Origin of the sequence: Bradyrhizobium sp. IC3195 (assembly GCF_020193585.1) — a bacterium.
Taxonomy (GTDB): Bacteria; Pseudomonadota; Alphaproteobacteria; order Rhizobiales; family Xanthobacteraceae; genus Bradyrhizobium; species Bradyrhizobium yuanmingense.
In genome coordinates this window covers 218,879-241,074 of record NZ_JADYVG010000003.1, presented here as the reverse complement: position 1 = coordinate 241,074, position 22,196 = coordinate 218,879, and the positions used below count along the sequence as shown (strand labels likewise).

The 22,196-nt window shown below is 64.9% G+C and carries 25 protein-coding genes; 6 read left to right on the top strand and 19 right to left on the bottom strand.

The genetic code is table 11. The features are described 5' to 3' along the window. Window position 1 precedes the first annotated feature (1 nt). From I6F09_RS08455 to I6F09_RS08430, 6 genes are all read right to left on the bottom strand, one after another. Window positions 2-871, bottom strand: a complete 870-nt coding sequence (locus I6F09_RS08455; RefSeq protein WP_225187869.1) for a metal ABC transporter permease — start codon at window positions 869-871, stop codon at window positions 2-4. A gap of 6 nt (window positions 872-877) precedes the next feature. Further along, window positions 878-1,633 carry an ABC transporter ATP-binding protein gene (locus I6F09_RS08450; RefSeq protein WP_225187868.1) on the bottom strand — a complete coding sequence of 252 codons (756 nt, stop codon included), beginning with the start codon at window positions 1,631-1,633 and terminating at the stop codon, window positions 878-880. 2 nt (window positions 1,634-1,635) lie between these two features. Then, complete coding sequence (locus tag I6F09_RS08445) at window positions 1,636-1,878, bottom strand: hypothetical protein (RefSeq protein ID WP_035997699.1); 243 nt, start codon at window positions 1,876-1,878, stop codon at window positions 1,636-1,638. Window positions 1,879-1,934: 56 nt separating this feature from the next. Beyond that, the gene (locus tag I6F09_RS08440; protein ID WP_036036588.1) at window positions 1,935-2,435 is read right to left on the bottom strand and encodes a hypothetical protein; all 501 of its coding nucleotides are present in this window, start codon (window positions 2,433-2,435) and stop codon (window positions 1,935-1,937) included. Then, window positions 2,432-3,043, bottom strand: coding sequence for a permease (locus tag I6F09_RS08435; RefSeq protein WP_225187867.1), 612 nt, complete (start codon window positions 3,041-3,043; stop codon window positions 2,432-2,434). Before I6F09_RS08435 ends, I6F09_RS08440 begins: the two co-directional genes overlap by 4 nt. A gap of 258 nt (window positions 3,044-3,301) precedes the next feature. Continuing rightward, entirely contained in the window at window positions 3,302-3,898 is a 597-nt protein-coding gene (locus I6F09_RS08430; RefSeq protein WP_027573470.1) for a superoxide dismutase, read from the bottom strand. A 245-nt stretch (window positions 3,899-4,143) separates the two neighbouring features. Between I6F09_RS08430 and I6F09_RS08425 the strand changes: the two genes are divergently transcribed. The 3 genes from I6F09_RS08425 to I6F09_RS08415 all read left to right on the top strand — a co-directional run bounded on the left by I6F09_RS08425 (window position 4,144) and on the right by I6F09_RS08415 (window position 6,683). After that, window positions 4,144-4,671 (top strand): GNAT family N-acetyltransferase, encoded by a 528-nt coding sequence (locus I6F09_RS08425; protein ID WP_225187866.1) that lies wholly within the window; start codon window positions 4,144-4,146, stop codon window positions 4,669-4,671. An 82-nt stretch (window positions 4,672-4,753) separates the two neighbouring features. Beyond that, window positions 4,754-6,139, top strand: a complete 1,386-nt coding sequence (locus I6F09_RS08420) for an MATE family efflux transporter (protein ID WP_035997689.1) — start codon at window positions 4,754-4,756, stop codon at window positions 6,137-6,139. A gap of 109 nt (window positions 6,140-6,248) precedes the next feature. Next, entirely contained in the window at window positions 6,249-6,683 is a 435-nt protein-coding gene (locus I6F09_RS08415; protein WP_036021332.1) for a DUF2147 domain-containing protein, read from the top strand. Here I6F09_RS08415 and I6F09_RS08410 read toward each other — a convergent pair. Next, window positions 6,680-7,831 carry a DUF3095 domain-containing protein gene (locus I6F09_RS08410; RefSeq protein ID WP_225187865.1) on the bottom strand — a complete coding sequence of 384 codons (1,152 nt, stop codon included), beginning with the start codon at window positions 7,829-7,831 and terminating at the stop codon, window positions 6,680-6,682. The genes I6F09_RS08415 and I6F09_RS08410 overlap by 4 nt on opposite strands. 221 nt (window positions 7,832-8,052) lie before the next feature. Here I6F09_RS08410 and I6F09_RS08405 point away from each other — a divergent pair, with 221 nt between their 5' ends. Then, on the top strand, window positions 8,053-8,430 hold the full coding sequence (locus I6F09_RS08405; RefSeq protein WP_051056810.1) for a hypothetical protein: 378 nt from the start codon (window positions 8,053-8,055) through the stop codon (window positions 8,428-8,430). Window positions 8,431-8,434: 4 nt separating this feature from the next. Here the strand turns inward: I6F09_RS08405 and I6F09_RS08400 are convergent, their stop codons facing one another. From I6F09_RS08400 to I6F09_RS08355, 10 genes are all read right to left on the bottom strand, one after another. Further along, window positions 8,435-8,644, bottom strand: a complete 210-nt coding sequence (locus tag I6F09_RS08400; protein ID WP_035997682.1) for a hypothetical protein — start codon at window positions 8,642-8,644, stop codon at window positions 8,435-8,437. Between the two features lie 126 nt (window positions 8,645-8,770). Beyond that, window positions 8,771-9,493: an SDR family NAD(P)-dependent oxidoreductase gene (locus I6F09_RS08395; RefSeq protein ID WP_225187864.1), complete on the bottom strand. Its 723-nt coding sequence runs from the start codon at window positions 9,491-9,493 to the stop codon at window positions 8,771-8,773. After that, the gene (locus tag I6F09_RS08390; RefSeq protein WP_225187863.1) at window positions 9,486-10,868 is read right to left on the bottom strand and encodes a fatty acid--CoA ligase family protein; all 1,383 of its coding nucleotides are present in this window, start codon (window positions 10,866-10,868) and stop codon (window positions 9,486-9,488) included. Before I6F09_RS08390 ends, I6F09_RS08395 begins: the two co-directional genes overlap by 8 nt. Further along, the gene (locus I6F09_RS08385; protein WP_015688794.1) at window positions 10,855-11,100 is read right to left on the bottom strand and encodes an acyl carrier protein; all 246 of its coding nucleotides are present in this window, start codon (window positions 11,098-11,100) and stop codon (window positions 10,855-10,857) included. Before I6F09_RS08385 ends, I6F09_RS08390 begins: the two co-directional genes overlap by 14 nt. Window positions 11,101-11,243: 143 nt before the next feature. Then, the gene (locus I6F09_RS08380) at window positions 11,244-13,049 is read right to left on the bottom strand and encodes a long-chain-acyl-CoA synthetase (RefSeq protein ID WP_225187862.1); all 1,806 of its coding nucleotides are present in this window, start codon (window positions 13,047-13,049) and stop codon (window positions 11,244-11,246) included. A gap of 211 nt (window positions 13,050-13,260) precedes the next feature. After that, window positions 13,261-13,539, bottom strand: coding sequence for a DUF3551 domain-containing protein (locus I6F09_RS08375; RefSeq protein WP_035997672.1), 279 nt, complete (start codon window positions 13,537-13,539; stop codon window positions 13,261-13,263). A gap of 168 nt (window positions 13,540-13,707) precedes the next feature. Next, the gene (gene htpG, locus I6F09_RS08370; protein WP_225187861.1) at window positions 13,708-15,585 is read right to left on the bottom strand and encodes a molecular chaperone HtpG; all 1,878 of its coding nucleotides are present in this window, start codon (window positions 15,583-15,585) and stop codon (window positions 13,708-13,710) included. Window positions 15,586-15,695: 110 nt separating this feature from the next. Beyond that, window positions 15,696-16,118, bottom strand: coding sequence for a hypothetical protein (locus I6F09_RS08365; protein ID WP_109142370.1), 423 nt, complete (start codon window positions 16,116-16,118; stop codon window positions 15,696-15,698). 248 nt (window positions 16,119-16,366) lie between these two features. After that, the gene (locus tag I6F09_RS08360; protein ID WP_225187860.1) at window positions 16,367-16,981 is read right to left on the bottom strand and encodes a nuclear transport factor 2 family protein; all 615 of its coding nucleotides are present in this window, start codon (window positions 16,979-16,981) and stop codon (window positions 16,367-16,369) included. Window positions 16,982-17,135: 154 nt separating this feature from the next. Beyond that, the gene (locus I6F09_RS08355; protein ID WP_035997648.1) at window positions 17,136-17,942 is read right to left on the bottom strand and encodes a response regulator; all 807 of its coding nucleotides are present in this window, start codon (window positions 17,940-17,942) and stop codon (window positions 17,136-17,138) included. Between the two features lie 231 nt (window positions 17,943-18,173). On the opposite strand from I6F09_RS08355, the gene I6F09_RS08350 reads away from it, so the two are divergent. Next, entirely contained in the window at window positions 18,174-18,407 is a 234-nt protein-coding gene (locus I6F09_RS08350; protein ID WP_025032292.1) for a NepR family anti-sigma factor, read from the top strand. Beyond that, a complete protein-coding gene (locus I6F09_RS08345) occupies window positions 18,407-18,955 on the top strand; it encodes a sigma-70 family RNA polymerase sigma factor (RefSeq protein ID WP_018316216.1) in 549 nt (182 codons plus the stop codon). The genes I6F09_RS08350 and I6F09_RS08345 overlap by 1 nt, the downstream gene beginning before the upstream one ends. Window positions 18,956-19,057: 102 nt before the next feature. Here I6F09_RS08345 and I6F09_RS08340 read toward each other — a convergent pair whose 3' ends face one another. Further along, a complete protein-coding gene (locus tag I6F09_RS08340; RefSeq protein ID WP_057028232.1) occupies window positions 19,058-19,756 on the bottom strand; it encodes a nitroreductase in 699 nt (232 codons plus the stop codon). A 136-nt stretch (window positions 19,757-19,892) separates the two neighbouring features. Then, window positions 19,893-22,124, bottom strand: coding sequence for an adenylate/guanylate cyclase domain-containing protein (locus tag I6F09_RS08335; protein WP_225183066.1), 2,232 nt, complete (start codon window positions 22,122-22,124; stop codon window positions 19,893-19,895). Window positions 22,125-22,196: the final 72 nt, after the last annotated feature.

The window sequence follows — 22,196 nt, the reverse complement described above, 5'->3', positions numbered from 1 at the left end:
GTCATGCTTCCAGATGCCGGCCGGGAAACAGCTGCCGGACGATGCCGCCGACACGGCCGAACAGGACGGAGACGATGTAGAGCACCGTCGCCACTAGGATGATCGCCGGGCCCGAGGGCACGCGGGTCTGAAATGAGAGCACGAGGCCGGCATAGCCGGACACCGCAGCAGCAGTGACGGCGATGCAGATCATCGCGGTGAGATCGCGCGACCAGAACCTTGCGATGCCCGCAGGCAGGATCATCAGCCCCACCGCCAGCAGCGTGCCCAGCGCCTGAAAGCCGTTGACGAGGTTGATGACGACCAGCGCGAGGAAGGCGAGATGGGCGGGGCCACCGGCGCGGCTCACGGTGCGCAGGAACAGGGGATCGACGCTCTCGATCACCAGCGGGCGGTAGATCACCGCGAGCACCAGCAGCGTCACCGTGGCGTTGAAGGCGACCACCAACAGCGTCTGATCGTCCATTGCGAGGATGTTGCCGAACAGCACGTGCAGGAGATCGATGTTGGTGCCCTTGATCGAGAGGATGGTGACGCCGAGCGCAAGCGAAGCGAGATAGAAGGTCGCGAGCGAGGCGTCCTCCTTCAGCCCGGTCGAGCGTGCGACCACGCCAGCGAGGATCGCGACGGCAAAGCCGGCGACCAGGCCGCCGGCCGTCATCGCGAACAGATTGAGGCCGGAGAGCAGGAAACCAACCGCCGCGCCAGGCAGGATCGCGTGCGCCATGGCGTCGCCGACGAGGCTCATCCGCCGCAGCATCAGGAACACGCCGATCGGCGCCCCCGCCAGCGCCAACGCGATCACCGCGGCGAGCGCGCGCCGCATGAACTCGAATTCGGTGAACGGACCGATCAGCGCGTCATAGAGCATCGGATATCAGGCCGCCCGCGAGCTGATATCATCGGCCGCGCAGGCCACCGCGCTGTCGTCGAAGGCCTCGCACATTCGCATCGCGACCAGCAGATTTTCCGGCGTCAGCACCTCCGCCGTCGGGCCCCACGCGACCGGGCCGCGCGCCAGCACCAGCGTTTCGGCGAAGTGGTTGCGCACCATCTCCATGTCGTGCAGCGCGGCGAGCACGGTACGGCCCTCGCCGTGCCAGCGCTTCACCAGCGCGAGCAGATCGGCGGTGGTCTTGCTGTCGATGGCGTTGAAGGGTTCGTCGAGCACGATCAGGCTGGCATCCTGGAGCAGCACACGGGCGAACAGCACGCGCTGCATCTGACCGCCGGAGAGCGTGCCGATCGGGCGGTTCTCAAAACCGCTGAGGCCAACTGCTCCGATTGCCCGGAGAATCTTGTCGCGCGCGGCCTTGCCGATGCCGCCGAACAGGCCTGTGCCACGCCACAGCCCGGTGCCGATGAAATCGAACACTGAGATCGGGAAGCTGCGATCGATCTCCGCGCTCTGCGGCAGATAGGCGATGTCGCGGGCATCGAGTCCGCCGAGATGGATCGTGCCGTCGAGCGGCTTGAGGATGCCGACGATGCCGCGCAACAGCGTCGACTTGCCGGCGCCGTTCGGGCCGATCACCGCAACCAGCGCGCCCGGCGCGACCTCGCCGCTGAGATGATGCACGGCGGGGTGCCGGTCATAGCCGAGCGTGACGTTGTGAAAGTGCAGCGCTGCCATCGTCACCTCATCGCCAGCAAGACGATGCCCCACAGCACGGCACAGACCGCGAGCGCGGCCGCGAGACGGCCCGCCATGGTCATGCGCAGGATCGACCAGGGCGCGGTCTGGGCCGGATGCGGCGAGGTCGCATCGTGGACATGGGCGTGGGCGTGATCGTGCCCGTGCGAATGTCCATGGCCGTGACCATGGGAATGGCCATGAGCATGGTCGTGCTGGTGGGCGTGGGACGCGGCGGGAGCCATTTGCGGACGTTATATTATAACATTACGCCTGTCCACGGCGGGACTGACATCGCGGCTCAGGGCTTGCCGATCACCATGGCGATGGCGGCTGCCACGAATGGGAACGGCACCGAGACGGCGCAGCGGAACCAGACGAAACGGGCGGGCATGAACGGGATCTCCCACAAGATCACCCGCTGGAAGGCGAACAGCGCCCAGGCGACGACATAGGCAACCACCTGCGGCACCCCGCCGCCCGACTTCAGCGCGACGGTGCCAATGGAGAAGCCGACCACGGGACCGCCGGGCGTGGCGGCGCCGGCGACCACGGCGGTGGCAACCCCGAGCCAGCCGCTATCAGGGCCGAGCCAGCCGGTGATCACCTCTTGCGGGATGATGGCGGCGATGTAGCCGGAGCCGATCACGCCAAGCGCAATCCGCGGCACGATGTTGACGAAATCCATCGTGCCTTCGCGCAGCGAGGCCACGAACACCGGGCGCCCACGACGAAAGGCGATCAGCCCGACGCCGAGCACCGAGCCCCACAGCAGGATGTCGATCAGAAGCGCTGCGCTCAACTCTCGTCGTCCTTCGCGAGCGGCTTCGGATAGAGCCTGACATAGACGAAGCGGCCGAGGGCGCCGGCGAGCACCGGCAGCGGCAGCGAGATCACGATCCGCCACAGCGTGAAATCGGTGCCCATGATCGGGATTTCCCAGGCGACCGCCCGGCCATAACCGATCAGCGTCCAGCTCACGACCATGGCGATGGTGGCGCCGAAATCGGCGCCGACCGCGAGCAGTGCGCTCGCCACCGGGTAGGCCGTGAAGGGACCGCCGGGCAGAATCGCGCCGAAGGCGGTGCCGATCAGCAGGCCCATCAGGCCGGATTTCGGCCCGAGCGAGCGCGAGACCTTCTCGTGCGGCAAGATCTCCGAGATGAAGGCCCCGAGCAGGCAGCCGGCGAGCACGCGCGGCAGGATGCCCGAGAACAGCGAGAGATCGTGGGTGAGGATGTCCAGAACGCCGTCGGTGCCGTCCCGCCGCCAGACCAGTGCCGCACTCACCGCCACCAGAGCTGCGATGATGATGGTCGACCAGCCGATCGGCTTGCGGACCCGGCCCGGCCGCGGCTCGGATTCCGCGTCGCCGGAAGGCGCTGGATGGTTCGGGCAAGGTTCTGACAACGGGCTAGAGTCGCTCGAGGGTGATGCCCTTCCTGATTAAGGGCGGTGTTCCCCCGATGCAAACGGTGTGACGACAGACCCATGCGCGCGCCACGCAGGGCAATTCCGCACAGCAAAAAGGCGGTCGCGCCTGCGACCGCCTTTGTTTCTGTCATTCCGGGGCGGCGCGTCAGCGCCGAACCCGGAATCCATCGGGCGTCACCCGAGCAGACAAATGGATTCCGGGCTCGCGCTTCGCGCGCCCCGGAATGACACCTGTCACGCCTTCTCGAACAGGGACTCCACGTATTCCCAGTTCACGAGGTTCTCGACGAACGCCTTGAGATAGTCGGGACGGCGATTGCGATAGTCGATGTAGTAAGAGTGCTCCCAGACGTCGCAGCCGAGGATCGGTGTGGCGCCGTGCACCAGCGGATTCTCGCCGTTCGGGGTCTTGGAGATCTCGAGCTTGCCGTTCTTGACCTGGAGCCAGCACCAGCCGGAGCCGAACTGGCCGACGCCGGCCGCCTGGAAGTCGGTCTTGAACTTCTCGAAGCCGCCGAGGTCCTCGTTGATCTTCTTCTCGAGCTTGCCCGGCAGCTTGGTGCCGCCGCCATTGGGCTTCATCCAGCTCCAGAAGTGGATGTGGTTGTAGTGCTGGCCGGCGTTGTTGAATACCGCGGGGTTCTTGCCGAACGAGCCCTTGACGATCTCTTCAAGGGACTTGCCTTCCCATTCGGTCCCCTTGAGCGCGTTGTTGCCGTTGGTGACGTAGGCCTGATGATGCTTGTCGTGGTGATATTCCAGCGTCTCCTTCGACATGTACTGGCCGAGGGCGTCATAGGCGTAAGGAAGTGGGGGCAGCGTAAAGGTCATGGCTTCTTGTCCGCAACTGGTGGGGAACGAGTTCTAACGGTCACCCCTTATAGAAGGTTCCGCGGCCATTAAATACCTCAGAATTTGCGAAAAGGCGTGACTTGGCGCGTCCTGCTTGAATGCACAAATTCGCCGCAACCCGGCCGCCGTGATCAGACCTGCGGTTCGCTGTAAAATATCATTGCCTTTGAGGCGCTTAAGACAGAACAAACGCGCGAAGAAGCGGAGCTGTGGAGGACGAGGCCATGAGCATCGAGATCGACATATTGAACGGCGACGCCTCGTGGCCGAGGGCCGAGCCGCTACTTCAGGCGGTCTGGGCACCGCAGTTGGTCGCAGGCAAGCCCTGGGCTCATGTCAAATGGGCCAATGCCGATCTCCGCGTGCTGGTCGAGACGCCCGAGGATGGTCTCGTGTGCCATGTCGGCATCTACTTCCGCACCATCACCTGGAATGGACAGAAGGTTCATATCGGCGGCATCGGCGGCGTCTCGACGCGCGAGGACCAGCGCGGCCGTGGCTATGCGACCGTGGCGATCGACGCGGCGGTGCATACCATGCGCGCCAACGAGGCGGTTCGGTTCGCCCTACTGGTCTGCGAGCCGCACAATTTCGCGTTCTACGAGGCCCGGAGCTGGCTGCCGTTCAAAGGCGAGGTCTATTGCGAACAGCCGGAAGGGCGGATTCGGTTCACCTACATGGCGCCCTATGTCTTCCACATCGTGCGCGGGCCGACGCTGGGCACCATCGACCTATGCGGCCTGCCGTGGTGAGCCCTGCGTGAGCCAGGGCTGCGCCGGCCGGCTCATTCTCTTATAATATGTCGGTCATCATTTAATTTTCCGCCCGGTGAACATGACGATCGACGCCCCCGCAGATGCCGTCCCGCCGGTTGCGCCGGTCGCCTCCCCCATCGCGAGCCTCCTGACCGCGCCGATCCTGCCGACGCTGCTGCGGCTCGCGATCCCCAACATGATCGCGATGGTCGGCAGCACGCTCGTCGCAGTGGCTGAGACCTCCTATATCGGCCGGCTCGGCACCATCCCGCTCGCCGCGATCGCGCTGGTGTTTCCGTTCGCGATGCTGACGCAGATGATGAGCGCGGGCGCGATGGGCGGCGGCGTCTCGTCCGCAATCAGCCGCGCCCTCGGCGCAGGGGATCGCGACCGCGCCGCGACGCTGGCGCTGCATGCCGCCATCATCGGCCTTTGCGGCGGGCTGTTCTTCACGGTGATGATGCTCGCCTTCGGCCGCTCCTTCTTCGCGCTGCTCGGCGGACGCGAGCGCGTGCTCGAGGAGGCCAGCGGCTATTCGCAGGTGCTGTTCTCCGGCGCGGTCGCGATCTGGCTCGTCAACACGCTGGCCTCGGTGATCCGCGGTACCGGCGACATGCGCCTGCCTTCGATGATTCTGATCGGCGCGAGCGCGCTGCAGATCGTGCTCGGCGGCACGCTGGGGCTCGGCCTGTTCGGAGTGCCGCAATTCGGCATGCCGGGCGTGGCGAGCGGGCAGCTGATCGCGTTCAGCTGCGCGGCGATCTTCTTCATCTGGTATCTGTTGTCGGGGCGCAGCCGGCTGCCGCTGGATGTCCGCGCCTTTCATTTCGAGCGCGCGATGTTCCTGGACATTCTCAAAGTCGGCGCGGTGGCCTGCCTGTCGCCGCTGCAGACCGTGCTCACCATTCTGATCTTCACGAAGATCCTCGCGACCTTCGGCACCGAGATGCTGGCGGGCTACGGTATCGGCTCGCGGCTGGAATTTCTGCTGATCCCGATCACCTTCGCCTTCGGCATCGCCTCGGTGCCGATGGTCGGCATGGCGATCGGCGCCGGGCATGTGAAGCGCGCGCGGCGTGTCGCCTGGACCGCGGCTGCCGCCTCGGGACTCACGGTGGGGCTGATCGGCCTCGTCGTTGCGCTCGCGCCGTCACTGTGGGTCGGGCTCTTCACCCGCGATCCCGGCGTCACCGCCGCCGCGCACAGCTATTTCCACTGGGCCGGTCCGGCTTTCGTGTTCTTCGGCATGGGCGTGTCGCTTTACTTCTCCTCGCAAGGCGCCGCACGCGTCGGCGGTCCGGTGCTCGCTTCCACGGCACGGCTTCTGATCGTTGCGATCGGCGGCATCGGACTGATGACCGCGCAGGCGCCGGCCTGGACCCTGTTCGCGCTGGTCGGCGGCGCCATGGTCGTGTTCGGGCTCTCGACCGCCGCCTCGGTCGCTTTCGCGCGCTGGGGCAAATGATCGCAGGCAAATAAGCGCAGGCAGATAAGCTCAGAAATGTGATTCCATCGGGCGTTGCGCGCGCTCGAATTGCTGCTATGGAGGCGCCTCCATTCCAGGGCCCCTCTCCATGACATTCAGATTCGCCGCTCTCACCGTCATTCTGGCTGCGCTGATCGGTGCGCCTTTCGCCCATGCGCAGAGCGCCGACGGGACCTGGCTCACCCAGGCGGGCGATGCGCGCGTCAAAATCAGCAAATGCGGCGGCGGCATCTGCGGCCACATCGTCTGGCTGCGCGAGCCCATGGACAGCGCGACCGGCCAGCCCGCCACCGACAGCAAGAATCCCAATCCCGCGCTGGCCAGGCGTCCGATGATCGGCCTGCCATTGTTCAGCGGCATGGAGCCGGCTGGACCGAACAAATGGTCGGGCCAGATCTACAATGCCGACGACGGCAGCACCTATGCGAGCAACATCAGCCTGACTGGCGCGGACGCGCTGCGGGTCGAAGGCTGCGTCGGCGCGCTCTGCGGCGGTGAGACCTGGACGCGCGCGGGGCGCTAACCCGCTGCCATCATCGCCTTCAACGCCGTCGCCGCCGAGGCATAGCCGCCGCGCGCGCCGTCGATGAAATGGACGTGATCGCTGCGCAGCGCCGACGGCGCGAAGCAGGTCATCATCGCAGCGTCCTGCTGGTAGAGGCCGTAGCGCACGATGCCCTCGCGCGCAGCGGCTTTGAGACGATCGTTCAACGCGCGCTCGAGCTGCGGCGTGCAGTCCAGAATCATGCGCAGGCCGTCGTCGTATTTACGGAAGTCCGAGTTCTCGACCACCTGCCGCTTGTAGAGGCTGGGCACGAAACCGCCGATCTTGATGTCGAAGCGCATGATGAAATAGGCGAACAACGTATAGGCGAGTACGCTGGCTCTGCGCGCGAGCAGCGGACCCCCGCGCCTGGTTCGGGCCTCGAATTCCACGCCCTGCGGCGGCCATTTCAGCGGCGGCCCCTGCGGCGGCACCGGCCGGCCGCCCTCCGGGCTGCGCTCGACGAGATGAATGATGTCCTCGATCACCCTGCGGAAGGCCACCTGATCGACGCCGCGCGCCGGCATCACCAGCACCGACAGGATCAGGCCGCGCGCCGCCGGCATCACCTCGAAACGACACGACAGGCCCGAAAGGTCCGGCTGCGTGCCGGCGGGCGCCTCATCGACGGCAAACTCGCCGCGCTTCATCGCTGCGTCGGCCCAGGCGAGCCCGCCGCCCGAAAACATCGCATAGGACAGGTTGGCCGACGGCCCGAACCGGGCGACGCGCACATCGAGGCCGTGTGTGCGAATGACGCTGACCGGCACCAAGGCGACGCGCAGGGTCAGATCGAGGTCTTCGCGCACCCAGGTTGCGGTCGCAGCCAGCGCCTGGCGGGCAAGCTCGACGTCGTCTGGCGCCACCGCGAAGCTGGCGCCGTCGCCGCCGAACACGAAGGGAAATTCCCGCCCCTCCAGCGCATTGGTCACCGCCGCGATCACGGCGGCACCCGCCATGTTCACGGCCTTGTAGCGCTGCGCCGCGATCGCCTTGGTCGAATCGACGATATCGGCAACACCGATGCTCCAGTCGTCCGGCAGCGGCGCATAAAGCGCAGGATCCATCAGGCTGGTGAAGCCTCGGAAGACGGGAATGCCGCCATAGAAGGACTCGCCTGAGCTCATCGGGATTGCCGGACTGTTGGAATGCGAAGCAAGATACGTGGCAGGATCGATCCGGGTTCGCTGGCTCGCGCCCCCTTTCGATCATTGGCCGAAAGTGGCCCGGACAACAAGATGCGGCCGCCTTGCAATGCCTCGGCGGGATCATTGATCGGCATCAAACGGCCATCCGGGGAGAGCGGCTATCGTCGGTCGGCTCCAAGGGGTTGCATGGGAAAATCGAGGTGTCCGACTTCAGCAGCAAGGACTCCACCTCTCCGGTCCGCCGGCGCACGGGTGTCGACCCGATCAGCGCGGTGAAGATGCCGGAAAGATTGACGGAGGCGGTCGATGCCTGGGCTGAAGCTCACCGCCTGACCCGCTCGGATGCGATCTGCAAGCTGATCGAGCTGGGGCTGAAGTTGGCACTCCCCGTCTCCGCGCCCGCGCACCCGGTCGTATCGGACGCGACCAAGATCGAAGAGATCGCAGTGCATGAGATCGAGTTACTGCTCGATCCGGCATTGCCGCCAGACGAGCGCGAGCGCCGCATTCGCCGCCTCACCGAAGGGCCGCCGGAATTTTCACACGAACGATTCGACCTGCCGAAGCAGCGGCCGTGAGCGGCTAGTGCAGCTTCTCGTCCTGACGCTTGCGCAGCTGGGATGCAGGGACGTCGTGGCAGCCGATCAGGCGCACGAATTGCTGCGGATACGCCTCGTGGCCGTGATCGCCGGAATTCTGATGCGACATCGGCGGGCAGCGGACCTCATCCGACTTCACACGCACCGGCTCTTTCAGGGCCCGGCTTGAAGCGGTCATGTCTGAAGTGGCCATCGACTGCTCCCCTTCGTTTAGGGCAGATCGATTGACGTAAACCAATCGATTGCGGGGCATCTTACGACCAAATCCGGCTGGCTGTCATTGCGCACGATCAACGCAATTGTGGCAGCCGGGTTCCGTCTACGCCGTGTTCCCGGCATCGATGGTGAACACGGTGCCGGTGACGTTGCGGCCGCCTTCGCCCAGGAGGTATTCCACCATGCGCGCGACGTCATCCGTCTCCGGCAGCCGGCGCAGCGCGCTGCGGCCCGCAATGCGCTTGCGGCCTTCCTCAGACAGATTGTGGGTGAGCTCGGTGTCGATGAAGCCCGGCGCGATCGCGTTCACGGTGATGCCGAGCTTGCCGATCTCACGGGCCAGCGAGCGGGTGAAGCCGGTCGCGGCGGCCTTGGTCGCGCCGTAGACGGAGAGGCCGTTATAGCCTGTCGTCGCGATGATCGAGGAGATGTTGATGATGCGGCCGGCGCCGTCGGCCATCATCTGGCGCGCCACATATTTGGTGAGGATGATCGGCGACAGCACGTTGAGCTGCACCAGCGCCTCGATCTCGGAATTGTGCATGGTGGCCAGCAGGCCTTCGGTGCCGAGACCGGCATTGTTGACGAGGCCGTAGATCGGGCCGAATTCGTCGCGCACGAGCTTTGCGAAGGCCGGGATTGCATCGATCACGGCAAGATCGCAGGCACGGAAATGCAGGCGCCCGTCGGCGGCTGCGATGGCCGTCTTGAGCTCTTCGCTTTCGCGCCGCGCCGCCGCGATGACGTTGAAGCCGGCCGCGACAAGGCGCTTGCCGATCGCAAGCCCGATGCCGCGGCTGCCGCCGGTGACGAGAACATTATGCATCGGTGCGCGCCAGTTTTCCGGCCGGGGTGACGTCGAGCGCCTCGACGAAGCGGAGGACCGCCGGCACCTTGTGGGATGCGAGCTGGGCGCGGCACAGATCCAGGATTTGGTCGCGGATCTCTTTCGCGCGCGCCGGATCGGTGCCCTCGGTGAGGATCACGTCCGCGACGACGATGCCGCCGGTGATCGGGCTCTTGCGCGACTTCGCGCGCGACATCCGCACATCCGGATGGCGGTTGATCACCGCCTCGATCTCCTCGGGGTGGACCTTCAGCCCGCCGATATTGATGATGCCGCCGCGCCGGCCGACGAAATAATAGCGGTTGCCGCGCAGCTCGACGATGTCGCCGCTGTCGACAAAGCCGTCGTCGTCGGTGAGCGCGGAGGCGTTGCGGCCGATATAGGCATGAGCCGTGCGCGTCGAGCGGATGCGCAGCGAGCCGTCGACGACTTTCATCTCGACGCCGTTGCGGTTGCCGAGATAGTCGGCCGGAAAGCCTTCCAGCCCGTCATTGACGGCGAACCCGACGCCGGCCTCGGTCGAGGCATAGGCATGGCCGACGGACGCATGGGGGAATGCCGCCTTCAGGCCGTCGAGCACGGCTTGGTCGGCGATCTCGCCGGAGAGACGGACGTAAGCCGGGGCGAACTGGGCGGCCGAGCCGCTCATCAGAAGCTTGCGCCAATGCGAAGGCGTGCCGGAGATATGCGAGACACCGCGCGCCTTCAGCCGCGCGACGTGATCGGCGAGCGCCTCATGGGGATCGGACAGCACCAACGAGCCGCCGGAGAGGATGGCACGGAGAAAGATTTGCAGGCCGCCATAGCGGCGGATGTCGTAGAACGTTGCCCAGACCGGTGCAGGTCGGCGCGATGGGCCTTCGGCGACGATCGCGCCGGTCAGCGCTTCCAGCGTATGGCCGGCGATCTTTGGCACCCCCGAGGTGCCCGAGGTGAGCATCAGCCATTCGGTGCCGCGCGCGGTCTTGGCCGGCGCGGCGGCTTGCGGCGGCAATTGCGCGGTGACGACCAGCGGCACGCCGGACGCCGCCCAGAGTTCGGGCTCGTCGGTGACGACGGCATCGATCCCGGCATCCGCGATCAAGGCGTCGAGATGCGCCGGGTTGAGGTCCGGCGGACACAACAGCATGCGGCGGGCGATACCGTCGAGCTCGATCATGGCAAGGCCGGACCGGAGCTGGTCCGACAGCTTGAGCAGCACGGCACGGCCAGAGAGCTCGTGCAGCCGCCCGCCCAGAACAGTGTGCGACAGGATGCCCGTCAGCGATACGACATCATGCGCATCGGAGATGGTGCGGCCTTTCAGCTCCGCGCCAAGATGGTCGCGAAGTGCAAAGATCTCACGCGGGGACATTTTCGTAGGCCCGCACGAAATCGCCCACCGTGGCGGGGAACGCTGCGTCCTCGGAAATGGTGAAGGGATCGACGCCGGTCTCGTCCTCGAGGCGGGCGACCAGGATGGCGAAGGCGAGCGAGTCGAAGCCCGTCTCATGCAGGGACAGATCGTCCGAGAGGGCGGGAAGCGTGACGTGCTGCTCCTTGGCGATCTGCTGAATCGCTTCAATGACCTTTGACCTTACCGACATGGCTGGCTCGCTTTGTTATCGATCTCGTTGTTGCGGCGGCTCTTGCTGACCGCCTCCCCATCGCGGTCTGTTTACCCGACAGAAGTAAATGGCTTCTTGGACAATTCAGATAAAATTGGACCTATCTCTCGATTTTGGTTGCCCTACAGCCTGATCGTACCGCCCGAGATGGCCGCATATGTCTCCGCGTCCAGCGCGACGTAGACGCCGGATATCGGGTCGAGCATGAACAGCGGATCGGCGACCGCGGCCGGGTCAAATCCCTCGCGGGCGAGCTCGCCCTTCTTCTGCTTGAAGGTCTCGGTGGCGTCGAGCTCGCGCGAGATGCGGATGAAGAGCGGGCGGGCGTAGACCGGCAGGCGTTGCGCGAGATGGGCGGGCAGCGCGCTGATGTCAAAGCCCTCGTTCACGACGATCGCGCTCATCCCGGCCCGGCCGTCGGCGCCGGGAATGCTGACGCCATAGGTGGCGGCATCGACGACGCCAATGAAATCGCGCACGGCATCGTTCACCTCGGAGGTCGCGACATTCTCGCCCTTCCAGCGGAACGTGTCGCCGATACGGTCGACGAAATGGAAAAATCCCTTGTCGTCCATCCGCATCAGATCGCCGGTGCGGAACCAGGCATCGCCCTTGACGAAGACGTCACGCAAGACTTTTTTCTCGGTCTCACCGGCATCGGTGTAGCCCTCGAAGCGCCCACCGCCCTCGTCCGCGGTGCCGATGCGGCCGATCGCTTCGCCGGCCTCGCCGCGGCTGCAGGCGATGCAGAAGCCCTCTTCATTGCGCAGCGGCGCGCCGCTATCGGGGTCAAGCTTGACGAGCCTGGCAGGAAAGCGGTGCGCGAGCAGCGCCGGGACGCGGCCGATCGCACCCGGCTGGCCCTCGACGTTGAACAGCGAGAAATTGCCTTCGGTCGCGGCGTAGAATTCGAGGATGCGCGGAATGGCGAAGCGCGCCTGGAAATCCTCCCAGATATCGCCGCGCAGCCCGTTGCCGCAGGCGAGCCGCAGGCGATGCCGATTCTCGTATTCCGAGGGTGCGGCCTTGAGCAGGTAACGGCAGAGCTCGCCGATATATTGAAACAGCGTGCAGTCGTGCCGGACGATGTCGGACCAGAAATGCGAGGCCGAGAATTTCTCGGCGATCACTACCGAACCGCCGGCGGCCAGAATGCTGCACGGCGCGACGATGCCGCCGACCGAATGGAACAGCGGCAGACAATCGTAGAGCCGATCCTGCGGCGTCGCGCCGGTGAGGCCAGCGAACCAAAACCCCCAATTCAGGATGCGGCGGTGGCTGATGCTGGCCGCTTTCGGCAGGCCGGTGGTGCCGGAGGTGTAGATCAGCAGCGCACGGTCGTCGATGGTGACCTCGCCATGCTCCTCCGGCGATAGCGGGCCGTCGTCGAGAACGGCAAGCGCGACGTCGATCGCACGTTCGCTGCGGCTATCGCCATGCGTCCAGACTTTTGCCGCCGTCTTCAGATGAGGTGCCGCGCTGTCCAGCATCCCCGCTAGCTCATGCGCAACGATGACATGCATCGGCTTCGCGACATCAAGGCAGTGCGCGAGCGATTGCCCGACGAGCTTGGTGTTGATCAGTGCGACCACGCCGCCGACGCGGCTGATGCCGAGCCAGGCCGCGATATAATCGATGCCGTTCGGCATGATCAGCGCAACGGTATCGCCCTTGGACAGGCCGAGCGAGCGCGCCCAGCGGGCGTAGCGATTGATCCTCTTCGAGAGGCCTTCGTAATCGAGGCTTGCCTCGTCCGCCACCAGAGCAACGCGGTTAGGCTGGCGCTGCGCCCAATCGTCGACGACGTCGGCGAACAGGCGGCCCGGCAGCGTTTCGATCTGCGCGGTGAGCTCGATCGCCCTCAACCAGATCTTGGAAGCCGACGGTGCGCGCGCGGCTTTCGGCTTCTCGATGACGCCGGTGGTCATATTGTTTACTCTTTCGGGCGGTCTGCGGTTTCCGGCAGTTTAGCCCGCGCGCCCTGACCCAGGCGTTAAGAGACAAGGTAAAACCCGGTTAGGGCGCGATTAACTGTCGGCAGCGCGCAGCCAAGGTCGCACCCGCCGGCAGCGCGCCGACGGGTGTGACCAGGTCGAAAGAGCGATGAATGCAGAAGTCCCGGGCTTGGTCCCGTTCGCCTCAGTGCACCTTCTTGGGACGCCGGCGCGGCGGCGGCGATTCGTTGAAGGCGTAATAGGGATTGAGGTCGCAGGTCGCGGCAAGGCCCGACGCCGTGGCGCGGCACTGCTCCAACGAGGTGAACGAGCAGTCGAAATAGTCACTGCCTCCGCCACCAGGGCCGCCACCGACGTAGCGGTGCATGCAGACGGGATAGGCCGGATCGTATCGCTGCGCGCTGGCATCCGCTGCGCCCAGCAGCGTGAAGACCGCGGTAAGAGTGAGGAATGACAAGCGCATGGGAAATCCTCGAACTGGTGACGTCGCTTCATATGACACAACATCTCGCCGTCCGCGACTGTTCCTGAGACCTGATGACGTCAAGGTGAGTGAGACGCGCAGCGCCAGAGGCGTTGCGCGATGAGCGATCTGACAACCTGGCGGTCCGAATGATGCTGCGAGGCAGCGCTAGCCGCCGAGCCCCTGCAACACCAGCCGGTTCAGCCGTGCCGCGAACGCCGCCGGGTCTTCCGGCAATTCGCCGTCCAGGATCTGCGCCTGCTCGAGCAGAAGCAGGCTGATATCGTCGACGACTGTCGAGCCAGCCTGCGCCTTGGTGACCGCGGTGACCACCGGATGGCGCAAATTGATCTCGAGGATCGGCTTGGTCTTCATGCCGCGGTTCTGCTGCGACAAGATGCGCTCGAGCTCGCGGCTCGGACCCTGGCTGTCGGCGACGAGGCAGGAGGCCGAGCTGGTCAGGCGCGTCGAGACCTTGACGTCGCTGACGCGCTCGCCCAGCGCGGCCTTGATCACGGCGATGGTGGCTGCTTCGTCCGCAGCCGGCTCGTCCCTCTTCGCCTCGTCCTTATCGTCGATACGCGGAATCAAATCGAGATTGAGATCGCCCTGGCTCAGCGACTTAAGCGGCTTGCCTTCGAAATCCGAGGGCATCGAGGTCCAGAACGCGTCGACGGGATCCGACAGCAGCAGCACCTCGATGCCGCGCGCGGTCGCAGCTTCCAGCCGCGGATTGGACTTCAGCCGCTCAATGCTGTCGCCGACGAGATAATAGATCTCGGTCTGGTTCGGTTTGAAATCGGCGATGACCTGCTTCAGCGACCGCTTCTCGCCCGACGTGGTGGTGAAGCGCGACAGTGCGAGCAGCTTTTCGCGCCGCTCGAAATCCTCGTAGATGCCTTCCTTCAGCACCGGGCCGAAGGCGTCCCAGATCTTGGCAAAATTCTCGGGGTCCTTGTCGGCAAGGCTTTCGAGCTCGGACACCACACGCGTCGCCACCGCCTTGCGGATCTGCGCCAGCTGCGGATTGTTCTGGAGCATCTCGCGCGAAATGTTGAGCGGAAGATCCTCGCTGTCGACCACGCCGCGGATGAAGCGCAGGTACCCCGGCAAGAGGTCGGCATCGTCGGTGATGAAGACGCGCCGGACGTAGAGCTTCACGCGGCCCTTGCGGTTCGGCTCGAACAGGTCGAACGGCTTGGTCGAGGGCGCGAACAGCAGCACGGCGTAGGAGTAACGTCCTTCCGCGCGGTAGTGCAGCGTCATCGCGGGATCGTCGAAGGCAGAGGCGATCTGCTGATAGGCCTTCTTGTAATCGTCAGCCGTGAGCTCGGATTTGGAGCGCTGCCACAACGCGCTCGCCGAATTGATCTGTCGCGGCTCGCCGTCTTCGGGCACGAGCTCGATCGGAAACAGGATGTTGTCGGAATAGGCGGTGACGATACGCTCGATCTCGTAGGTCTCGAGATATTTCTTGGAATCGTCCTTCAGGTGCAGGACGATCTCGGTGCCGCGCGTCAGGCGCGCCGCTTCCTCGTCGCTGGCACGGGCGATCTCGAAGCCGGAGCCGCCGGAGGACGTCCAGGTCCACACATCGCTCTCGCCGGCGCGGCGGCTGATCACGACGATCTTCTCGGCGACCATGAAGGCGGAATAGAAACCGACGCCGAACTGGCCGATCAGGCCGAGCCCGTCCTTGGCCTCTTTCAATTTGGACACGAACGCCTTGGTGCCGGAGCGGGCGATGGTGCCGAGATGGTCGATCAGCTCCTGCCGCTCCATGCCGATGCCGTTGTCGGCGATCGTGAGCGTCTTGGCCGTCTTGTTCGGGACGATGCGGATCTTGAGTGCGTCGCCTTCGCCCAGCAGGGCGGGACTGGCGATGGCCTCGTAGCGCAGCTTGTCGCAGGCATCGGAGGCGTTGGAGATGAGTTCGCGGAGGAAGATGTCGGTTTCCGAATAGACGGAGTGCACCATCAGGTGCAGCAGTTCGGAAACTTCGGCCTGGAAAGGCTGCGTATGCACAGCCGTATCTGACGTCGTCATGCGCTTACCCGGTCAAACAAAAGGGAGGGAACCCGGATATAGCGCGAGGCAATGGCGGATCAAGAGGATGTGAAGTCTGAGTCCGCCAAACCCCCCTCGCGGAGAGGGGGTCAGGTCACGCAGCGGCCGGGCTGGAGCAGCCTTGCGACCTCGGTCAGGGAGCTGACCATCGGCTCACAGGCGATCGTCGGCTTGTTGCGAGGCTTCTTCTGGTTCTGGAGCAGCACCGGCGTCTTGGCATTGCCGGTCTCGATCACGGCGGGGACCCGCAGCAGCACCGACGTATCGGCGAGGTCGTTCAGCCGCATGGAGACGGTACGGGTGGGCACGGCTGCCGGCTTGATCTCGGCGAGCCGGTCTGTCTTGGCGACGCGGTTGACGTTGTGGCCCACCGCGGCTGTGGAGCTATGGCTGGGGATGTCGGCGACCGCCTGCCAGCGGTCCGCAAGATCGTGGCCGGAGGCCAGTTGCACGGCACCGAGGGTGGCGACGACCGCAATTGCGCTCAAAAAAACCTTTTGAATCTGTGACATGGCTGTCGATCCCTCGCCCCATGGCGGGCACGGGAACAACGCCGCCGCAGGATCGGGGGTTCTCGACAGCTACGATCACTTAACCGTGTGCGAAAAAAGCAGCAGACGGCAAAATATTTCGCGCGCCGTGGAACGACTTTCGCGCACAGGAGTCGTCTCAGCAGCCGGCTATTCCCCCCTGCCCCATAAGCCGGCGACGTAGGGCGCGACTGTGGTGATGCCAGTCGCGCCTTACTTTTATCTGGGGCCTACTTCGCCTTTCCTGCCAGCCACTCCCGGCCCTCGCCATAGAGCTTCTCGACCTCGGGGCCGATCAGGCCCGGCATGTCGCGCTTCACCTTGTAGCCGATCAGCTCCTGCATGTAGGCGAGGTGGCGGTAGCCCTCGGGGAGTGCAGCCAGCGCATCCTGGTCGAGCCGAAGCGTCGCGGCGGGATCGACCGGGTCGATGCGGTCCTTCTCGTAGATGGGCTGGCGGCGGACGATGCCCCATTTGCCGATACCTGATGGGTCGTCCCGCTTCTCCAGGAAATCATAGAAGCGTCCGGTGCAGACGACGTCGCAGAGCACGTCGTGCACGAGGCCGCGCTGCGAGATGGTCATCTTGGTCTGCGCGATCGCTCGCGCACCCGCAAGATCGATGCTGGTGCCGCCGAGGAAATGCAGGATGCGCACGCCGCTGGCAAAACCCTCCTGGCTGACCCGCATGAAATCCCGCGCCGGCCCCTGAAACCAGGTCGCGGACATCCAGCCTTCTTCGTGCCAAACCGTGGCAAAGCGCTCCCAGTCGCCGGCATCGCGCCACACCGCCCAGTTCTCGACGAGATCGCGGATGGCGAGACGATCGAGGAGTTGCTGGTCCATGGGCACGTCTCCGATTGGCGTGGTCGCACGCGCAGCTGCTACATGAGCTATGGGCGGCGAATTCAGCGCCCGTCAAGCGGGCCGGCGGCATGAAAAAATCCGGCGTGCCTTGGGCACGCCGGACTTCGCTATTGGGACGGCCGCAGGCGCCTTGTTACGCCGCAGGCGCTTTGGGCGTGCGATTGCGCGAGTTGCGCTGGAAGAACAGGGCCTGGCTCGCCACCGCCGATACCATCGCGGGCTGGAACGGCTTTGAGATCAGGAACGCCGGCTCGGGACGCTCGCCGGTGAGGAAGCGCTCCGGATAGGCGGTGATGAACACCACCGGCACCTCAAAGGTGCGCAGGAGCTCGTTGACGGCGTCCAGGCCGGACGAGCCGTCGGCAAGCTGGATATCGGCAAGGATCAGGCCGGGCCGCTTGTTCTTGGCCAGCGCCACCGCATCGGCATGGGTGCGCGCGACGCCGACGACGTTGTGGCCGAGATTCTTCACCAGGCTCTCGAGGTCCATGGCGATGAAGGTCTCGTCCTCGATGATCAGCACGTCGGTGGCGATCTCGGCGGCCATCTCGCGTCCGGCTGCGTCCGCAAGACGGCGCGTCTCGGCAACATCGGTGCCGAGAATGAAGGCGACTTCCTCTTCCGAAAAGCCCTCGAGCGAGAGCAGCAGGAAGGCTTGGCGCGGCAGCGGGGTGATGTTCGACAGCCGCCGTTCCGGCGGCATCGGCAAGGTCGTCACCTCGGCATCGTCGTTGATCGAGACTGAATTCCAGATCTGGGTGAAGAGCCGGAACAGGCCGGCCCGGGGCCCATGGTTCTCGTCGAGCACCGACGGATCGCCCAGCATGGCTTCCAACATGGCGGCGACATAGGCGTCACCGGAGGCCTGGCTGCCTGTCAGAGCCCGCGCGTACCTGCGCAACAACGGCAAGTGTTCAGCAACTACCTGTGAACGGGACATCCCCACTCCATTCGTCTTCGGGCCAACCTTGAGGTCCAATCCTGAGGTCAGGCATCACGCGGGGGGCCCAGGTTCCCCTGCTGGGCTGTCTACGCCTCACGACAACAAAAGTTCCGCCAAGCTGGGAACTTTTTGGCGCAGCTGGAATTGTGCCTATCCAGGGAACGGCTCCCGGTTGAGAAAACTTCTCGATTTTACAGTCACTTAACTCGGGGAAACGTGGAACAGGTCATGAAAGATCTCAAGTCTCAAGCCAGCAGAAGCACGACCCCCGGCAAGGGAGGCCTGACTCCGGAGATTCAATCCCGGATCGGGCACCAGTTGCGCGCCATGTACGACGATGTCGTGCGACAGGGGGTTCCGGATCGGTTCGCAGAACTGATCAAGAAGCTTGATGCGCCGGGAGCGTCACCCCACGTAGAAAATGAGGGCGGATCCAACGACAACAACAATGGGAGGGATTAATGCCTCTCACGGACTCCCTGCGTAACGACATCTTGGCGGCCGTGCCCAGTCTGCGCGCCTTCGCCATCTCGCTCAGCGGCAATGCGGACCGCGCCGACGATTTGGTCCAGGAGACGCTGCTGCGTGCGCTCGCCAACATCGACTCGTTCCAGCCCGGCTCCAACCTGCCGGCGTGGCTATTCACGATCCTGCGCAATTTGTTCCGGTCCGACTATCGCAAGCGGCGGCGCGAGGTCGAAGATGCCGAGGGCAATTACGCCAAGACGCTGAAGACCCAGCCCTCGCAGAATGCGCACCTCGAATTCGAGGAGTTTCGCACCGCGCTCGACAAGCTCCCGCAGGATCAGCGTGAAGCCTTGATCCTGGTCGGCGCGTCCGGCTTCTCCTATGAGGACGCGGCCTCGATCTGCGGCTGTGCGGTCGGCACCATCAAGAGCCGCGTGAACCGCGCCCGCTCGAAGCTCGCCGCGCTGCTCTATGTCGACGGCGCCGAGGATTTTGGGCCTGACGAGACCGTGCGGGCCGTGATCGGCGGCAGCGGCGGCTGACCGCCGCCGTCAATCGCACCGGAACGAGACGAAGACGGCCGCTTCCACGGCTGTCTTCGCGCGCGCGTCTGACGCCGATGATGCGTCCGGCTCACGTCGCGATCACACATCCACGAAGGTTGCGGTCTCGGCCACGCTCGCGCGCGAGGTGCGGTAGCTGTTGACCTTGTGCGCATGGTCCGCATAGCCGAACGAGATGCCGCAGACGACGCGGCGGTCATCGGGCAGATCGAAGTGGCGGCGGATCAGGCCGGAATGCCGCGCCAGCGCGGCCTGCGGAATGGTGCCGAGCCCGAGCGCCTGCGCCGCCAGCACGAAGTTGGAGACATAGGCGCCGCAATCGATCGCACCGTAGATGCCGAGCGGCTCGTTGGTGTGGATGATGGCGACATGCGGTGCGCCGAAGAAATTGTAGTTCTCCAGCGCCTGCTTGGCATAGGCCGCCTTGTCGCCGCGGGCGATGCCGAGCGTGTTGTAGAGCTGGAAGCCGCTCTCGCGGCGGCGATCGAGATAGACCCCGACATATTCGCGCGGTGGCGTGAAGTCGTAGTCATCGCCGAGGCCTTTCGAGGCCTCCGCGTAGATCGCCTTGCGAAAGCGCTCCTTGGCCTCGCCGCTGGCGATGATGACCTGCCAGGGCTGGCTGTTGCACCAGGACGCCGTGCGCTGCGCGGTCGCCAGCACATGCTCGATGGTGGCGCGATCGACCTCCTTGGGGAGAAATGCGCGAACGGAGTAGCGCTCGTTGAGGAGCTCTTCGAGCACCTCGATGCGGTCGTTCTGTCTCACTTGTGCGTCCATCACTCAGCTCGCCCTTTTTTCTTTTGGTTGGGCAGAGGCGCCAAGCGCCGTCCCACCACCATACTTACCTCGATGCACCTGCATATGGTAGGCATGCAATGTTTTGCCCACCCTGCACGAGCGGTGACCGTGACGACTACTTGGTCAGCAGGGCATAGGCGCCGGTCCAGCCCTCCGGCGGCGGATCGATCTGGAAATCCTTGATCCGCGCCTCGTAAAGCCTGAACAGCTTCTCCAGCGTGTCGGCGTCCTCGCTCTTGCGGCCGCGCTCGATGGCATCCAGGGCGCCCTGCCAGTCGCGGCTGCGGTAGCAGCCGAGCATCTCGATGGTGATGTTGCGCAGGCGCTGGAACGCGGCCGAATGCATCACGTCCTCGCGGCCGGCGATGGCGTAGATCACTTCCGGCTCGGTCTTGCCCTTGACCATGATGAAGTCGAGCTCGAGGATCGCGAATTTCTCCTTGGCAGCGAGTGCCGTGCGCGAGCCCACGATGATCGGAAATCCGTATGCCTTCGACTGGCCCTCGAGGCGCGAGGCCAGGTTCACGCTGTCGCCGAGCACCGAATAGTTCTTCTTCAGGTCGGACCCCATGTTGCCGACCACGCCGATGCCGGTGTTGAGACCGATGCCGACATTGAGCGGGATATAGACGTGGCCGCCGTCGGCGGCCTCCTGCTCGCGCTCCTTGTTGACCTCGTCGATCTGCTCGAGCATCTGGATCGCGGCTTCGCAGGCGTTGATCTCGTGCTCGGCGTCGTCGAGCGGCGCGTTCCAGAACGCCATGATGGCGTCGCCCATGTACTTGTCGATATAGCCCTTGCGGTCGATGATGACGTCGGTCAGCGGCGTCAGGAAGCGGTTCATCAGCTCGATCAGCCCCTGCGGATCGTGCTTGTAGCTCTCGGAGATCGTGGTGAAGCCGCGCACGTCGGAGAACATGATCGTCATCTCGCGTTCCTCGCCGCCGAGCACGAGCTTTTCCGGCGACTGCGCCAGCTGCTCGACCAGCACAGGCGACATGTATTGCGCGAATTGCCCGCGGATCTGCACGCGCTGACGCTGCTCGCGCACGAAGCTCGCAAAGATCAGCGTCAGGTAGACTGCGGTCGTCGACAGCAGCGGATAGGTGAAGTCGATGAGATAGCGGTGCTGCGTGTAGGAGAACCAGGACACGCCGATCAGGATGGCCGCGAAGGCCGCGCCCACCAGCACGAGGCGGACGGGGCCGAGATTCGGCGTGAAGATGATGACGAGCAGGCCGATGATCAGCGCCGCGATCAGCTCGACGCCCAGGGCATAGTTCGGCTGCGAGATCACCGCGCGGCTCAGCACGCCCTCCAGCACCTGGGCATGGATCTCGACACCCGGCATGGCCCGGGACACCGGCGTGGTCTTGATGTCGTTCAAGCCGCCCGCGGAAGTGCCGACCAGCACCAGCTTGCCGGCAAACCTCGTGGGCGGCACCGCATTGTCGAGCACGTCGACCGCGGAGACGTAGATCGAAGGATCCCGGCGGGCATAGTGCACCCAGAGCTGACCGTTCTTGTCGGTCGGAACCTCCAAACCCTTGAGGCGGATCGACTTGATGCCCGTCTTATCGGTACGGACCAGCAGGGTCGGCGTGCCCGTGACGACGCGCAGGATCTCGAGGCTGAGCGAGGGCATGATGTTGCCCTGGGCGCGCATGATCATCGGCACGCGGCGGATCAATCCGTCACGCTCGGTCCGGATCGAGAACAGGCCGCGGCCGGCCGCGGCCCTCTCGATGACCGGCACGTTGCGGAGCAAGCCGGGGAATTCGAACAGGAAACGCTCGGCCCCGTCCTCCCCCACCGTTGCAACCCCCGTGAACGGCAGCGACTTGTCGAGCTCGGACAAGACCTCCGGAAGCCCGGTCTCGCCCAGCACGACGTGCGAGCGCTTGATCGCGTCGGCGAGGATCTGATCGTTGCTCGGCAGCTCACGCAGCTTGGCGCGGGTCGCGTCGTCGAGATAGCGCATCTGGCTCGCGACCTGCTCCGGGTTGAGCCGGTCGGCTTCGGAGAAGACCATGTCGAAGCCGATCGCCACCGCGCCGTTGTTGGTGAGGTTCTGGACCATGTCGGCGATGCGCGTGCGCGGCCACGGCCACTGTCCGAGTCTGGTGAGGCTCTTGTCGTCGATATCGACGATGACGACCGGCCGCGCCGCCTTCTCGCGCGGATCGATCAATTGAAACATGTCGAAGGTGCGCAGCCGCAATTCCTGGATCGGCGGCGGATCCCACAGGCGCGCGCCCGCGAACAAGACCAGCAGCGCAAGGCAGATCAGTCGCGCAAGGCCGAACTTCTGCGCAAACCACCGCCGCAGGATTTTGAGACGTTTCATGGTGGTGGAATATCACGCTTTCGTGGCAAACGGCAGCACGGATCGGATGAGCAGACGCCCGCGGCCGATCTC